This window comes from Bradyrhizobium sp. U87765 SZCCT0048, from assembly GCF_018131225.1.
Classification (GTDB): Bacteria; Pseudomonadota; Alphaproteobacteria; order Rhizobiales; family Xanthobacteraceae; genus Bradyrhizobium_A.
On record NZ_JAFCMM010000001.1, the window covers coordinates 2,903,947 to 2,916,792 of the forward strand.

General features: G+C 64.0%; 15 protein-coding genes. 3 read left to right on the forward strand and 12 right to left on the reverse strand.

The genetic code is table 11. The features are described 5' to 3' along the window. Positions 1 to 7 precede the first annotated feature (7 nt). Together JQ639_RS12890 and JQ639_RS12895 are read right to left on the reverse strand one after the other, a co-directional pair. Positions 8 to 235, reverse strand: coding sequence for a tautomerase family protein (locus tag JQ639_RS12890; protein WP_211966469.1), 228 nt, complete (start codon positions 233 to 235; stop codon positions 8 to 10). 30 nt (positions 236 to 265) lie between these two features. Then, positions 266 to 976 carry an SDR family NAD(P)-dependent oxidoreductase gene (locus tag JQ639_RS12895; RefSeq protein ID WP_211966470.1) on the reverse strand — a complete coding sequence of 237 codons (711 nt, stop codon included), beginning with the start codon at positions 974 to 976 and terminating at the stop codon, positions 266 to 268. A 269-nt stretch (positions 977 to 1,245) separates the two neighbouring features. Here JQ639_RS12895 and JQ639_RS12900 point away from each other — a divergent pair, with 269 nt between their 5' ends. Next, positions 1,246 to 2,181, forward strand: a complete 936-nt coding sequence (locus JQ639_RS12900) for a LysR family transcriptional regulator (protein ID WP_211966471.1) — start codon at positions 1,246 to 1,248, stop codon at positions 2,179 to 2,181. On the opposite strand, the gene JQ639_RS12905 is transcribed toward JQ639_RS12900, so the two are convergent. Then, the gene (locus tag JQ639_RS12905) at positions 2,132 to 2,860 is read right to left on the reverse strand and encodes an SDR family oxidoreductase (protein ID WP_371745072.1); all 729 of its coding nucleotides are present in this window, start codon (positions 2,858 to 2,860) and stop codon (positions 2,132 to 2,134) included. The two genes, JQ639_RS12900 and JQ639_RS12905, sit on opposite strands and share 50 nt — an antisense overlap. Before the next feature lie 135 nt (positions 2,861 to 2,995). Then, positions 2,996 to 3,964, reverse strand: coding sequence for a LysR family transcriptional regulator (locus tag JQ639_RS12910; protein ID WP_211966472.1), 969 nt, complete (start codon positions 3,962 to 3,964; stop codon positions 2,996 to 2,998). 565 nt (positions 3,965 to 4,529) lie between these two features. Between JQ639_RS12910 and JQ639_RS12915 the strand changes: the two genes are divergently transcribed. Together JQ639_RS12915 and JQ639_RS12920 are read left to right on the forward strand one after the other, a co-directional pair. Next, the gene (locus tag JQ639_RS12915) at positions 4,530 to 4,736 is read left to right on the forward strand and encodes a hypothetical protein (RefSeq protein ID WP_211966473.1); all 207 of its coding nucleotides are present in this window, start codon (positions 4,530 to 4,532) and stop codon (positions 4,734 to 4,736) included. Between the two features lie 100 nt (positions 4,737 to 4,836). Beyond that, positions 4,837 to 5,328, forward strand: a complete 492-nt coding sequence (locus tag JQ639_RS12920) for a hypothetical protein (RefSeq protein ID WP_211966474.1) — start codon at positions 4,837 to 4,839, stop codon at positions 5,326 to 5,328. A 258-nt stretch (positions 5,329 to 5,586) separates the two neighbouring features. Here JQ639_RS12920 and JQ639_RS12925 read toward each other — a convergent pair whose 3' ends face one another. From JQ639_RS12925 to JQ639_RS12960, 8 genes are all read right to left on the reverse strand, one after another. After that, the gene (locus tag JQ639_RS12925; protein ID WP_211966475.1) at positions 5,587 to 5,763 is read right to left on the reverse strand and encodes a hypothetical protein; all 177 of its coding nucleotides are present in this window, start codon (positions 5,761 to 5,763) and stop codon (positions 5,587 to 5,589) included. A 169-nt stretch (positions 5,764 to 5,932) separates the two neighbouring features. Next, on the reverse strand, positions 5,933 to 6,214 hold the full coding sequence (gene minE / locus JQ639_RS12930; RefSeq protein ID WP_211966476.1) for a cell division topological specificity factor MinE: 282 nt from the start codon (positions 6,212 to 6,214) through the stop codon (positions 5,933 to 5,935). Next, complete coding sequence (gene minD / locus JQ639_RS12935) at positions 6,211 to 7,029, reverse strand: septum site-determining protein MinD (RefSeq protein ID WP_211966611.1); 819 nt, start codon at positions 7,027 to 7,029, stop codon at positions 6,211 to 6,213. Before minD ends, minE begins: the two co-directional genes overlap by 4 nt. Positions 7,030 to 7,048: 19 nt before the next feature. After that, a complete protein-coding gene (minC, locus tag JQ639_RS12940) occupies positions 7,049 to 7,747 on the reverse strand; it encodes a septum site-determining protein MinC (RefSeq protein ID WP_211966477.1) in 699 nt (232 codons plus the stop codon). Positions 7,748 to 8,147: 400 nt separating this feature from the next. Further along, positions 8,148 to 9,764: a dihydroxyacetone kinase subunit DhaK gene (locus tag JQ639_RS12945; RefSeq protein WP_211966478.1), complete on the reverse strand. Its 1,617-nt coding sequence runs from the start codon at positions 9,762 to 9,764 to the stop codon at positions 8,148 to 8,150. Between the two features lie 166 nt (positions 9,765 to 9,930). Continuing rightward, positions 9,931 to 11,094: an ABC transporter substrate-binding protein gene (locus JQ639_RS12950; RefSeq protein WP_211966479.1), complete on the reverse strand. Its 1,164-nt coding sequence runs from the start codon at positions 11,092 to 11,094 to the stop codon at positions 9,931 to 9,933. 76 nt (positions 11,095 to 11,170) lie between these two features. Next, complete coding sequence (locus JQ639_RS12955) at positions 11,171 to 11,884, reverse strand: ABC transporter permease (protein ID WP_349644763.1); 714 nt, start codon at positions 11,882 to 11,884, stop codon at positions 11,171 to 11,173. 111 nt (positions 11,885 to 11,995) lie between these two features. Beyond that, on the reverse strand, positions 11,996 to 12,793 hold the full coding sequence (locus JQ639_RS12960) for an ABC transporter ATP-binding protein (RefSeq protein WP_211966481.1): 798 nt from the start codon (positions 12,791 to 12,793) through the stop codon (positions 11,996 to 11,998). Positions 12,794 to 12,846: the final 53 nt, after the last annotated feature.

Genomic DNA, 12,846 nt, shown 5'->3' on the forward strand with positions numbered 1-12,846 from the left:
ACCTCGCTCAGGACGAGCGCGCCTTGCGATAATCGAGGACGGGCAATCCGCCCCAACCCCAGTTCTCGACATCGACCTCCTCGATGACGACGAAGGTCGCTTCGAGCGGCTTGCCGAGCACGTCGCGCAGCAGTTCGCTCGTGCCCTTGATGAGTGCTGCCTTTTCGGCCGCGGTCACGGATGTCGTCCCCGGGGCAGTGCCCTCGCGCGTGACCTGAATGGTGACGATCGGCATGGTGATGATCTCCTGTGCAAGCTGTGCGGATCAGTGGCCGGCGCTCTGGCCGCCGTCGACATGCAGGATCTCGCCGGTGACGAAGCCCGAGCTCTCCAGGAACAGCACGGCGTCGACGATGTCCTTGATATCGCCCATGCGACCGACCGGGTGCAGCTTGGCCAGGAAATCGTGCGTTGCCGGCGCGTGCATCGGCGTCTTGATCACGCCCGGCGCCACCGCGTTCACTCGGATGCCCTTGCCCGCATACTCGATCGCCAGCGACTTCGTCGCCGCGTTCAGCCCGCCCTTGGTCAGCGAGGCCAGCACCGACGGAACGCTGCTGCTGGCGTGATCGACGAGGCTCGTGGTGATCTGCACGATATGGCCGGAGCCCTGCTTCACCATCTCCCGGACCACGCGCTGGGTGAGATGGAAGAAGCCGTTGAGATTGACCGCGAGAACCGCCCCATAGTCCTCGTCCGTGTAGTCAGTGAACGGCTTGGCGATGAAGACGCCGGCGTTGTTGATGAGCGTATCGATGCGGCCGAACCGATCCAGCGCCTGCGACACGATGCGTTCGGCGGTGGCCGGATCGCCGGCGTCGCCAGCGACGGCCAGCACGCCCGCGTCCGACGACGGCTTGATCGCGCGGGAGTTGGCGACGACGCGGTAGTTGCGGTTACGGAAGCCCTCGACCAGCCCCGCGCCGATGCCCTGCGATGCGCCGGTGATGACGACGACCTTCTGCTCTGCACCCATGATAGCTCTCCATCGGTTGCCGAAGCGGCCTTGCCGCCTCGCGTTGACGATGAAGAGAGGCTAGGGTCTTCCGCGGGGCGCGCGAATGCCCGTCATGCGGCAGTCACTCTTCCGCGCGGCGAACGAATGGCGCCGGCATTGCCGCTGGCCTCGCGCGAACGGCGACCGCGCGCCCACGTCGGAATAGAAGGAGGCCGGCGGGCGATCAGTCATACCCAGGTGGCCCGCACCGAAGTAACATGCGGCAACCGCCACTCACAAAGACATCGATGCACCCCAGATTTCTCAAGACTTTCCTCGCCGTGGTCCGCACCCGCAATGTCACGCGAGCCGCTGACGAGATTCACCTCGCCCAGTCCAGCGTCAGCGACCAGATCCAGGCCCTGGAGGCAGACCTCGGCGCGCAGCTTTTCGTGCGGACTCGGCAAGGCCTCGACCTCACGCCAGCGGGCGACGCGCTCAAGGTCTATGCCGAAGACATCCTCGCTCTCGCAGACGAGGCCCGGGCTGCGGTAGCCTCCGCATCGGCCCTGGACGGCGGGACCCTGACGCTCGGTGCGCTGGAAACGATTGGCGCCACGAGGCTGCCGCAATGGCTCAGCTCCTTCCAGCAGCAACAGCCGGAGATCGCCGTACACCTGAAAATCGCGGGGAGTGGCGAGCTGCAACAAGGCGTTGCTGACGGCGCCATCGATGCCGCGTTCTGCTTCGACAAGGGCCCGATCGACGAACGGCTGGCCAAGCGCGTCATCTCTTCCGAACCGCTCGTTCTGATCGGACCTGCCAACGGGACTGAAAAGGCGGCTGCGGCGGACATCGCCGCAAGTGCACCATCTCGTTTCATTGCCACGGAACGTGGATGCGTCTACCGCCACCTGTTCGACAAGGCATTGTCCGAGGCCGGCGTTGCGCCGGTCATTGCCTCTGAGGTCGGCAGCATCGCCGCGATCGGCCGGCTCGTCGCTGCCGGCGCCGGCAGTGCGCTTGTCCCCCGCCTCGCCGTCAGCGGCCTGCTCGATCGCGGCGAGGTGGTCGAACGCGCTTGGCCGAGCATCGCGACTGCGGCGCAGCTCATCCTGATCTGGCGCCGCCGCCGTGTTCAACCGCCTGCGTTGAAGCTGTTTCTGGCGGCTGCGGACCAATGGGTGACGATCGTCAGATCAGACGGTGACCACCCTCGACATGCAGCACCGTCCCCGTCGTGAACGTGCTGTTCATGAGAAAGGTGATGGCCTCGGCGATATCGGCGGCACGCCCGACCCGGCCGACCGGCAGGCGCCTCGCCATGGTGTCGAGCATCTCGTCCTTCCTGTCACCCGCCACGAAGGCCCAGATCGGCGTGTCGACCCATCCCGGCGACACCGCGTTGACCCGCTGCGGCGCCAACTCGACCGCAAGAGCTCGAACGAGCCCCTCGAGGGCGGCATTGACGGCCGCGACGACCGTTCCGCGCGGCAGGGGGCGATAGGCGGCAATGCCGGACGTCAGCGTGATCGAGCCGGACGGCGCGAGCCGCCCTGCCCCATGTTTGGCGAGCAGCAGCGGACCGAAGACCTTGCTTTCCACGGCTCGCCGCGCAGCGTCGAGATCCAGCGCGGGCAGCAGTTCGTAGGCACCGCGGATATCGGCGGCAGTGCACACGATGTGATCGAGCTCCCCGACCCGCGCGAACAGGCCAGCGACGTCACTCTCGCGGGTAACGTCCGCTACGATGGCTTCCAGACGAGAGCCACCGCCGAGGTGCTTGCCGGCGCGGTTCAGCCTCTCCTGATTTCGCCCGACGATGAAGACATGCGCGCCATCGGCGAGACAGCGCTGCGCCAGGGCAAGCCCCATACCCGAACTGCCACCCGCGATGAGAACTCTGGCATCTGCGACCGTCATATCCACCATCTTTCCTTGATGTCCAACGCTGCGGGCAGGTTTCCCAGACTTGCGCGACATTCGGAAACGGACAAAACCGATGGTGCGATCGGTCGATCCGATGGCCGGAAGCCAGAGCGTGACGGCGATCGCCCCCTATCGGGCGCTGCGACGTGTACGCCGCGCACGCATGGCGCCGGCGTTGTGGCTGGCCTCGCGCGACAGCCGCTCAAAATAGCGTTTCAGGCGCGGCACGGCGAAATCGACGAAAGCCCGCACTTTGGGCACCCCGAAGCGCCCCTGCGGCGCCAGCAGATGGACGGGCAGCGGCGGGTGCTCGTCGGCGGCGAGCAGGATCTGCAGCCGCCCGTCCCGGATCTCCTCGGCGATATGATAGGAGAACAGCCGCGTGACACCATGGCCCTCCGCTGCGGACGCCACCGCCGCCCGCACCGTGTTGACGACGAGCCGCGGCGCGAACTGCACCGTGCGCGGGACCGACGAGCCCTTGCGCGGCGGAAAACTCCAGGAATCGATGCCGAAATGGGTCATGGCGATGATGCGCTGCTTGGCAAGGTCGGCCGGCTCGCCGATCACGGGGTGCTGCGCGAGATAGCCTGGCGCCGCAGCGACGACGCGGCGAACCTCCCCGAGCTTCGTGGCGACAAAGCTGGAATCTGGCAGGTGGGCGATGCGCAGGGCGACGTCGATGCCCTCGTCGATCAGGTTCACCGGCCGGTCGAGCAGCAGCAGGCGGACGGACACCGTCGGGTATTCGTCCATGAAGGCGTCGAGCACCGGCCGCAACACATCCTCGCCGGTGATCACCGGCGCCGTCAGCGTCAGCGTGCCGCGCGGCGCGGCCTTCTCACCGCCGGCGAGCAGGTCCGCCTCCTCGAGCTCGGTCAGGACACGGCGGCAGGCCGCGGCATAGCGTTCGCCCGCCTCGCTGAGCTTCAGCGACCGTGTCGTGCGATGCAGCAGCTCCGAGCCGACATGCGCCTCCAGGAATGCAATCGCCCGGCTGACCGCCGCCGGCGACCGACGCAGCCGCCGTCCCGCGCCGGCAAGGCTGCCCTCATCGACGGCGGACACGAAGACTTTCATCGCGTCGATGCGATCCATGGCCGCTCCAGTTGAAATTGAATGCGTCGGCGCAGAGCTTAGAAACTCGCTTCCTGGCCAGCAAGCCGGGGCATTCCCGCATGGCGACATGGCCAGCCCCCCGGACGATCACGCGGCAGCAGACTTCCGGCTTTACCCGCATCCCCATCCTGAAGCGACGCCTCGCAAGATAGACCTCGCATGACAGGCAAGGGCGCCAACCGGTAACGGCACGACCGCCGGCACGGGCGGCGCAGGGAGCGGCATCGGCAATGGCAACAGCGGCGGCAGTGGCAACCCGAATGCGCCCGGCGGCAGCAGCGGGACCGCCAGAGCTGAGATGGCAAAACGGCTCATCGCAGCTACGACCTTCGAAGGCGAATTTTCCAGCACGACCCCAGCCTGCGGCAGACACCAGGGCCCGTGTCAGCGACCGACGACAGCCCGTCCCTGGCGCTGGCGGCAGGCGGTCATTCCAAAATTTTCCGGCCGACAATCCCGGCAAGGGCCGCGGCGCTATGTCGCAACGCACCGATTGATGCTAGGTGAGGACCTGACTGTTTCGGAGGGACTTTTGGGATTGGGGATGAGCCAGTTTTTCGACACGATCGGTTTATTTCCATTTGTTGCCGAAGCTACGAGCCTTTCCACGCATGTACTGACGCGAACATGTGCGCCGGTCATGACTGTGCATGGCCGCGGCGGCGCCGAAACCATATTCGATCACTGCAAAGCATCGCATGACGACAGGCCATATCTCCGCCTGCGCGAGGCAACCGCTGCGCAGATCTGATCGAGCCGGACGTGGGTTCGTCATTTCGCTCGCTCCGGCAATATCGAACCACAGGAATGGCACGGCTGAGGACGACAGACTTTCATCGACAGGGGCTTCCATGACACCGACTTCGAACTACCTCACAAAGCTATGGCGCTCGGGCCGCGGACTGGCGGCCGTCATCGCATTGCTCGCCTGGACATTGATCTCCGTTGCGCCGCTGCACGCCGCGACCGAGATTCCCGGGGACGACGAACAGGACGTCCTCATTCGCACCGCCCTGATGACCTTCAACGACGCCAACATGACCAACAACTATTCCGTCCTGTTCGGCAAGGCGTCGAAGGAATTCCAGTCGCAGCTCAGTGCCGATAAGTTGCAGGCGGCGTTCGAGCCGTTCCGCAAGAACGAACTGTTCTTCGAGGACGTGGTCACGGCCGAGTACGCGTCTTCCGAAAAGGCCGTATTCGACAACGAGGGAGCGCTCGTCCTCGCCGGTGTGTTCAAGACCGACGACATGGAGGTGAAGTACCGCCTGCGCTTCGTCCAGAACAACCACGCCTGGAAGCTGCTCGGCCTCAATGTCGATGCGACGCGGAAGAAGCAGTAGCTCCGCGCAAACCACGACCGGAGCCCGGCCAGCCGGGCTCCGCGTTCACGACACCGGATGACCGAATGGCGCCATTGCGCGGGGCTTCGGGCATACAGAGACCGGCCGGATTGTCAGGGGCCGAATACCGCCGCCCCTGCAGACGGCCAAAAACACACCATGGCTTCCAAAACAAAATGGCCCGCATCAAGCGGGCCATTTTCACATCGGATCCGCTAAAATCCGAACTTGGTTGTGCCCCTGCGGGGAGGCAGGACGCTAGACCGGCTGGGCGTCGAGCTTCTGCTTGAGCTGATCGATGACATCCTGGTCGTCGGTGACGACGCGAAGATAGCCATGCCAGGTGACCGGTCCGCATTTGGTGTGCTCACTCCTGAGCTGGTCTCTGAGCGATGGGAACAGGCCCTTGTGGCGGGGCGGAATCAGAAGTTCCATGTTTTGATCTCCACACATGAGGATACCAAAGGTATCGCCGGACGACGCCGTAGGCGTCCGATCTGGCGGGCGAACTACAAATGGCGGCGAGCAACAGCCAGCCGCCAGGATGACCTTGATGCCATGTCAGTCACGCGCCGTGGCAAGCGCGGAGCGTTGGATGGCCCAGTCAGCTGGCAACCGCCATCCGCTTGTCAAAGCCGTTCGGGACTTCAATATCCACTTCAAGGGTCGAGACGACCTCGCCCCTGTCCATCCGGACGATCACCTTCTCCGGATCCAGTACGACATGTCGTGAGACCACGGCGAGAATCTCCGCGCGCAGAACATCGAGCAGGTCGGGCTGGTTGCGCAGACCCCGCTCGTGCGCCAGGAGAATTTGCAACCTTTCCCGCGCCACTGGCGCCGAACCGGTGCGGCGGCGCAGCAGGTTCAGAAGGTTCATGCTCATGCCGCTCTCCGTCCAAGCAGACGCTCCATGAGTCCCTTGCGCTGTTCGGACGGCACCACCATGGAAACCGTCTCGCCGCCAAGGCGCCGCGCCGCGTCGATATAGGCCTTGGCGGGCGCGCTCGCCGCGTTGTTCAATGTCACCGGAGAGCCGACATTGGAGGCCTTCAGAACGTCCTGGCTCTCGGGAATGATCCCGAGCAGCGGCGTCGCGAGAATTTCGAGAATGTCGTCGATGTTGAGCATTTCACCGCGGGCCGCACGGGCGGTGTCGTAGCGGGTGATCAGCACGTGCTTCTTGAGTTGCTCGCCCTTTTCAGCCTTCACCGTCTTGGAATCCAGCATTCCGATAATGCGATCGGCATCGCGAACGGACGAGACTTCAGGGTTGGTGACGATGACGGCTTCATCCGCGTAGCGCATGGCCAGCGTCGCACCACGCTCGATACCGGCCGGGCTGTCGCAGATCACCCAGTCGAACTTGGTGCGCAGGTCCGCGATGATGTCGCGAACACCTTCGTCCGTCAGCGCATCCTTGTCCCGCGTCTGTGACGCCGGAAGCAGCCAGAGGCTTTCGAGCCGTTTGTCCCGGATGAGGGCCTGCGAGAGTTTCGCCACGCCCTGCGCGACATTGATGAGATCGAAGACGACGCGCCGTTCCGCTCCCATGATCAGGTCGAGATTGCGCAAGCCGACGTCGAAATCGACCACAACGACTTTCTCACCCCGCTGGGCGAGCGCCGCGCCCAGCGCCGCTGTGGACGTGGTCTTGCCGACGCCGCCCTTGCCCGATGTCACGACCAAGACTTTGGCCATCTCTAGTCTCCTGTATCTGTTAGTTGAGCGGCGTGATCCGCATGACCTCGCCGTCGAGCCACGCCTGCGCGGGCTGCCGGCGCAGCGTTTCACCGATTTCTTCTGCGGTCTGGTAGTAGCCGTCGATGGCCAAAAGTTCGGCCTCGATCTTCTGGCAATAGATTCGCGCAGCCGAGTTGCCGTTGATGCCGGCCATCGCCCGGCCTCTCAGCGTCCCGTAGACGTGGATGGAGCCCCCCGCGACGATCTCCGCGCCCGAGCCAACCGAACCGAGCACCGTGACATCGCCTTCGGTGAAGACGATCCGCTGCCCCGAACGGACCGGATTCTGAAGCAGAAGCGACGGGGCCGGCGGTGGCGGTTGGACCTCGGCCTGCTTCGGCTGCGCCTGTTCGACCACGCAACCGCGCCCGCCGCTCAGCACCGGCGGCAAGCCAGGCGCCAGCCCGTTCGAATCAATACCTTCGAGACCAAGGACGCGCACACCCCGGTTCTCGAGACTTGAGACAAGATGCGCGATGCCATGCGAGCTCAGTTCGACGCCGGAGAGATCGAGCACGATCGGGCGACCTGCGAAAAAGCCGGGTGAGTGCGCCAGCGTTGCATCGATTTCCTCGAGCCAGTCCATGATCGGCATGAACGGCGAGAATACGAACGCGACGTAGGACCGGCCACGGAGGCGCATGACCTGACGTTGCGGCTGCACCTTGGAATCCATGAGTGAGCGCTCTCTGCTTCGAAAAGTTTGTCATTGGTTAACCGAAATTGAGCAATGTCGGTTAACGAGCAGTTAACAGCGCGCGTGTTCCAGTCACAGAATATTAAGGAACCGCAAAATGGAACCAGAGAGATCGGGCTCCCACCGAGTTGGTAGCGTAGCGCCGCCAGCGCGACTGATGATCACATCTCGCCGTGGGATCCCGCGTGCGCAGCACGCGATCGCAACCACACTGCTGCAATGACAAACGGCGCCCCTTTCGGAGCGCCGTCGTGGATCACAAGGTCAACCGCGGACTGTCCTCTGAACTTCCGACGAGTTTCTCGACGGCCGACGTACAACAATTCAGGTCGAAGGAAGTCTTGCCGCCGATACGAACAGCAATTTGTTCAGCGCCGCCTCAACACAAGCTCTCGAACAATCTTGCAACGGCTTCTGCCCCGGGGTCCGCGTGCCCCTGCAGCTGTTCGGCGCCGATATAGGCTGACCGTCCAGCACCCGCCCTGGACATGGTGGCCGTCAGGTTCGCCCCCTTTCTTGCCGCACGGGCTGCGTAAGTCGCCCCCTGCGGCAACGCATCAAGGGCGGGCAGCAGCGCATCGATCATGGTTCTGTCGCCGGGTTGCGCGCCCCCCACCTCCTGCATTCTCGCGAGTCCAACCTTGAGTGCGCTCATCAGGCTGTGACCGTTTGACACCGCATCCCCCGCAGCAGCAAAGAAGATCGCGAGCAGGACCCCCGAAGAACCTCCCATGGTCTGACTGAGTTCCTGCCCCAGCGCACGATAGAGCTGTGTGTGATCCGACAGGGGAAGCTGGCCGATATTCTGGATCAGGGCGCTCGCTGCGCCGGCAAGAGTTGTGCCGGTATCGCCATCGCCTGCTCTGGCATCGAGCGCGTTGAGATCGGCCTCGGCGGCGATCAGCGCCTTGCAGCAGCGGATGAGAAATTCCTCGGTGGCCGGCTCAGCGGAAGGCGTTGGCCGCAGACGAGCCAGGCCATCGGGCAGCGGTACGATGCGAGGCGCCACGAAGGTCCTGAGCCCCGGCCAGGTCCGCAGTGGCGTTTCCGCGGTCAGCAGCTTTTCGTCCTCGGTGTTCAGCGAATAGAGCGTCAGCGAAAAGCCGTGCATATCGAGGGCCGTCATCATCGCGGCAGGACCAACGATATGGGACACCGCGGGGCCGACGGCGGACCGTCGCAATTCTTCGGCCAGGATCGACATTTCGAGAGCGGTTGTGGAGCCGAGATTGTTCAGAAGCGCCGCATAGCTGTTGCCGCTCATTCTCGGGAGAAATCTTGCAACGGCATCAGCCATGGCCTGACGCGCACCAAGATAGGGAAATTTCGCGGCGCCAGCTTCCCCGTGAATACCAAGCCCCAGCTCGATCTCTCCCGACTGGATTCGATCTTCCCTGGGCGAACCGGGCACCGTGCAGGTGTCCAGTGACATCCCGATGCTCATGACACGGGAGGCCGCGCGACGCGCCGCTGCGGTCACCGCATCCAGGTCACCTCCACTCTCGGACACCGCTCCCGCCAGCTTGTGCACGAAGAGCGTTCCGGCGATGCCGCGAGGACGGCCGATATCCGGGATGGCAATATCATCCTGGACAATCACCATTGTCACTTTCCTGCCCAGCGCGCGGGCCCGTTCGGCGGCGAGGCCGAAGTTCAGGCGATCGCCGGTGTAGTTCTTGACAATCAGGACACAGCCAGCGGCCCCCGTCACGGCCAGGATTCCCGACAACACCGCATCGACGGACGGAGACGCGAAAACATCGCCACAGACAGCCGCCGTCAGCATGCCCGGGCCGACGAAGCCGGCATGTGCCGGTTCATGCCCCGATCCGCCGCCGGAGATCACGGCGACGCGGGAGTGATTCCAGTCCGACCGGGCGATCACGCGTATGAATGGATAGCCGTCCAGCCGGACAAGCTGGCCACCAGAAGCGGCAACCAGGCCGTCAAGGGCCTCCTGGACGATGTCTTCCCTGGCGTTGATGAACTGCGCCATGTCTGATTGCCTCTCTGCTTGGGGCATCAGGCCGAATGCGAGCCCTCGCCAGGCGGTAGAGATCAGTGCCCGGCGAGGCCTGCGCGGCCGATACTGTGTCTGGCCCCTCATGTGACCGGGAGCGTGCCATGCTCCAGTCCACACGCCGCCAGTACCGCTGGTTTCGTTAGTTGATCACGTTGTTGTAGAAATTCGCTTCGACATCAGCCATGTCGATCGCCGCGAGATCCTTCGGCAAAGGATACGCATCGGCGTCGGCATGAACCTTCGCCTTGTCGAAGTCGTTCGCGCCAGCGATGAATTCGTTGGTGACATAGCGGGTGGTCTCGATATCGATACGCGACTGGCCGATGGCCTTGAGCGTCTTGAAGAAGCTGTCCCAGGCCGGGATGTTGTGCTCGCCCCACCCTGCGCGCGCCGCCATATTGCCCTTGAACGTGCGGTGAATCTGCATGAGGCTTTCCGTGCCTGCGCGCGGACCGTAGTTCGCCCTGGTCGTCGGCAACGCGTTGAAGACGACGTCTGCCGCGGCGCGCGGATTGCGGTCGGCGAATTCGCTGCCCATGGCCCATCCCTTCAGGTACTTCTTCAGCAAGACCAGCCGGTCGGAATCCCCCAGGTCCGACCTCCGTACGACCAGCGAATTCGACGGCAGCGGTGAACCGCGCATACCCAGCCAGGAGTCGAATTTGAGGCCCTTTGCACCGAGATCAGCCCTCAGGCCCTCCCAGGCGAGACAGGCATGCCCCTGTCCGCTGGCAAGCGCAGTGGTCCATGTCGGCCAACCGGCCTCGACATAGGTGATCTTCCCGGGATTGACGCCGACGGCGGCAAACATCGGGTCGCAGATCGACTGCCAGGCGGCCGATCCGAGAAGCACGGTCTTGCCTTCGAGCTGCTTCAGATCCTTGACGCCCTCGCCCTTGCGGAAGGCGACATTGAAGAGATCGAGACAGCCGCTGCCGAAGACCGAGACGAGATCCATCCCCGCATTGACAGCGAACGACAGGACGCCTGGCGAGGGAAAACCGATATCGGCCTGCTGCACTGCCAGGAATTTCACGACCGCGGTCCCGTCCGAGGGCCCCGGCTCCATATTGGTGTCGACCCCGAGGTCGCCGAAGTAGCCCATCTTCCTCGCCACCCAGTAGGGGTAGTCGTCCATCACCTCGATCGTGCCGCGCGGCGAAATCCAGGTGAAGGGAGATTTGTAAGGTCTGGCCTCAGCCGTGCCCGGCGTCAGCAGCCCGCCGCCGAGAACGGTAGTGGTCACAAGGCCGCTGGCGCCGACCTGCAGCAGCCGCCGACGTGTCATCATGTGGTGAGCCATGGGTCTTCTCCCTCGTTGGTTGGGCCGCGGTGTTCGTATTTCCCGGGTCGAGCGCGGCGCCTCCGCCCGTGTCTTGTCAGCTCTCCCAGCCGGCCAGTCGCTTTCCGAGCCAGAAAAAGAAGGCGTAGATCGTGATGCCGGTAACGGCGAGGACCACGATGCAGGCAAAGAACTCCGGCATCCGCAGCGTTGAGGAATAGGTCGTCAGGCGGCTGCCAAGCCCGAACCCGCCGCCGGACATCTCGGCACCAACCGCGGTGATCATGCCGAAGATCGCACCGATCATCAGGCCCACGATCACCATCGGCATGGCCATCGGAATGCGGATCTTGGTGAAGATCTGCAGGGCAGACGCTCCGCAGGATCGCGCCAGTGCAATCTTCATCGCGTCGACCCGCCGAAATCCGGTGGCTGCGTTAATCATCACCATTGGACCGGACGCGAGAGCAACGGCGATGATCCGCGGCGTGAATCCGAAACCGAAGTTCAGGATCAGAAGCGGCACGAGTGCGAGCATCGGCGTGGTCACCAGCAGCAGGATGTAGGGCGTGATCACCTTTTCCACGAACGGAAATTGCGTGATGACTGCGGCGAGGAGCAACCCGATCGACGCTCCGATGGCGTAGCCCGCAAAAAGCTCGACCAGCGTGTAGGAATAGTGCTCGCAGATGGTCGCGATCTCCTGCGAGAAGAACACGCCGGCAATGGCCGATGGGGTCGGCAGGATGTATCGTGGCACTTCGAAGAGCCGCAGAAGCAGTTCTCCTCCGCCGATGACCAGCAGCGCCACCGCGATGATCCCCGCGACTTCCTTGCCTCCCTGCTCGCCGGGCCCACTGGCAATTCCCGTTGCGCCCGCGATGCCTCCGGTCTGCGTTGTCTGGCTCATGGTGGCGCCCCCCTATCTTGCCATGACGGCAGCTGGCATCGCCGGCCGCTGGTGCTGTATGTCGTGCTTGATCATGTTGACGAGGTCGAAGAACTCACGCGTCTCCATCAGGTCCAGAGACCGGGGCCGCGGAAACGGAATGTCCACCATTCGCGCAATCTGACCTGGCCGCGCGCTCATGATGTAGACCTTGTCGGCCAGAAACACCGCCTCCGCGATGGAGTGCGTGATCAGCACCACCGTCTTGCGGGATTCCAGCCAGATCTCCTCGACCAGCTTGTTCATCTCGTCGCGGGTGAAGGCGTCGAGCGCTCCGAAGGGTTCGTCCATCAGCAGGACCGCGGGATCACTGGCCAACGCGCGCACGATGGACGCACGCTGCTGCATCCCGCCCGAGAGTTCGCGAGGCATCCTGTCGCCAAAACCACCCAGCCCGACCCGTTCCAGGAACGTGTCGACCCGCGCGGCGTCCGGGCGCATTCCCCGAATTTCGAACGGAAGCTCGATGTTCTTGCGGATCGTCCGCCAGGGCAGCAGATTCGCTTCCTGAAACATCATGCCGATACTGGGATGCGGACGCGTAATCCACTCCTCGCCCAGGGCGATGGCGCCCGAGGTCAGCCTGTGCAATCCCGCGATCGACCACAGCAGCGTGGTCTTGCCGCACCCCGAAGGTCCGACCACCGCAATGAACTCGCCCTGCCGAACGGTCAGATCGACGTCCTTCAGGGCATGAACTTCGCCCGACTGCGTCCTGTAGGTTTTGGTGGCGCCTCGCACATTGAGCGCCTTGCTTCTGCTCTGTTGCATCTTTCAAGCGTCCTCAGGCGCGGTCATCGGGGCATGCCCCGTCGTTCCCCGAA

What these genes read in the sequence shown, in the direction of transcription:
- minC (WP_211966477.1), bottom strand. Translation starts at nt 7,747, where the DNA reads ATGGATTCCAAGGTGCAGCCGCAACGTCAGGTCATGCGCCTCCGTGGC.
- JQ639_RS12905 (WP_371745072.1), bottom strand. Translation starts at nt 2,860, where the DNA reads ATGACGGTCGCAGATGCCAGAGTTCTCATCGCGGGTGGCAGTTCGGGT.
- JQ639_RS12890 (WP_211966469.1), bottom strand. Translation starts at nt 235, where the DNA reads ATGCCGATCGTCACCATTCAGGTCACGCGCGAGGGCACTGCCCCGGGG.
- JQ639_RS12900 (WP_211966471.1), top strand. Translation starts at nt 1,246, where the DNA reads ATGCACCCCAGATTTCTCAAGACTTTCCTCGCCGTGGTCCGCACCCGC.
- JQ639_RS12950 (WP_211966479.1), bottom strand. Translation starts at nt 11,094, where the DNA reads ATGGCTCACCACATGATGACACGTCGGCGGCTGCTGCAGGTCGGCGCC.
- JQ639_RS12925 (WP_211966475.1), bottom strand. Translation starts at nt 5,763, where the DNA reads ATGGAACTTCTGATTCCGCCCCGCCACAAGGGCCTGTTCCCATCGCTC.
- JQ639_RS12945 (WP_211966478.1), bottom strand. Translation starts at nt 9,764, where the DNA reads ATGGCGCAGTTCATCAACGCCAGGGAAGACATCGTCCAGGAGGCCCTT.
- JQ639_RS12960 (WP_211966481.1), bottom strand. Translation starts at nt 12,793, where the DNA reads ATGCAACAGAGCAGAAGCAAGGCGCTCAATGTGCGAGGCGCCACCAAA.
- minD (WP_211966611.1), bottom strand. Translation starts at nt 7,029, where the DNA reads ATGGCCAAAGTCTTGGTCGTGACATCGGGCAAGGGCGGCGTCGGCAAG.
- minE (WP_211966476.1), bottom strand. Translation starts at nt 6,214, where the DNA reads ATGAGCATGAACCTTCTGAACCTGCTGCGCCGCCGCACCGGTTCGGCG.
- JQ639_RS12915 (WP_211966473.1), top strand. Translation starts at nt 4,530, where the DNA reads ATGAGCCAGTTTTTCGACACGATCGGTTTATTTCCATTTGTTGCCGAA.
- JQ639_RS12895 (WP_211966470.1), bottom strand. Translation starts at nt 976, where the DNA reads ATGGGTGCAGAGCAGAAGGTCGTCGTCATCACCGGCGCATCGCAGGGC.
- JQ639_RS12910 (WP_211966472.1), bottom strand. Translation starts at nt 3,964, where the DNA reads ATGGATCGCATCGACGCGATGAAAGTCTTCGTGTCCGCCGTCGATGAG.
- JQ639_RS12920 (WP_211966474.1), top strand. Translation starts at nt 4,837, where the DNA reads ATGACACCGACTTCGAACTACCTCACAAAGCTATGGCGCTCGGGCCGC.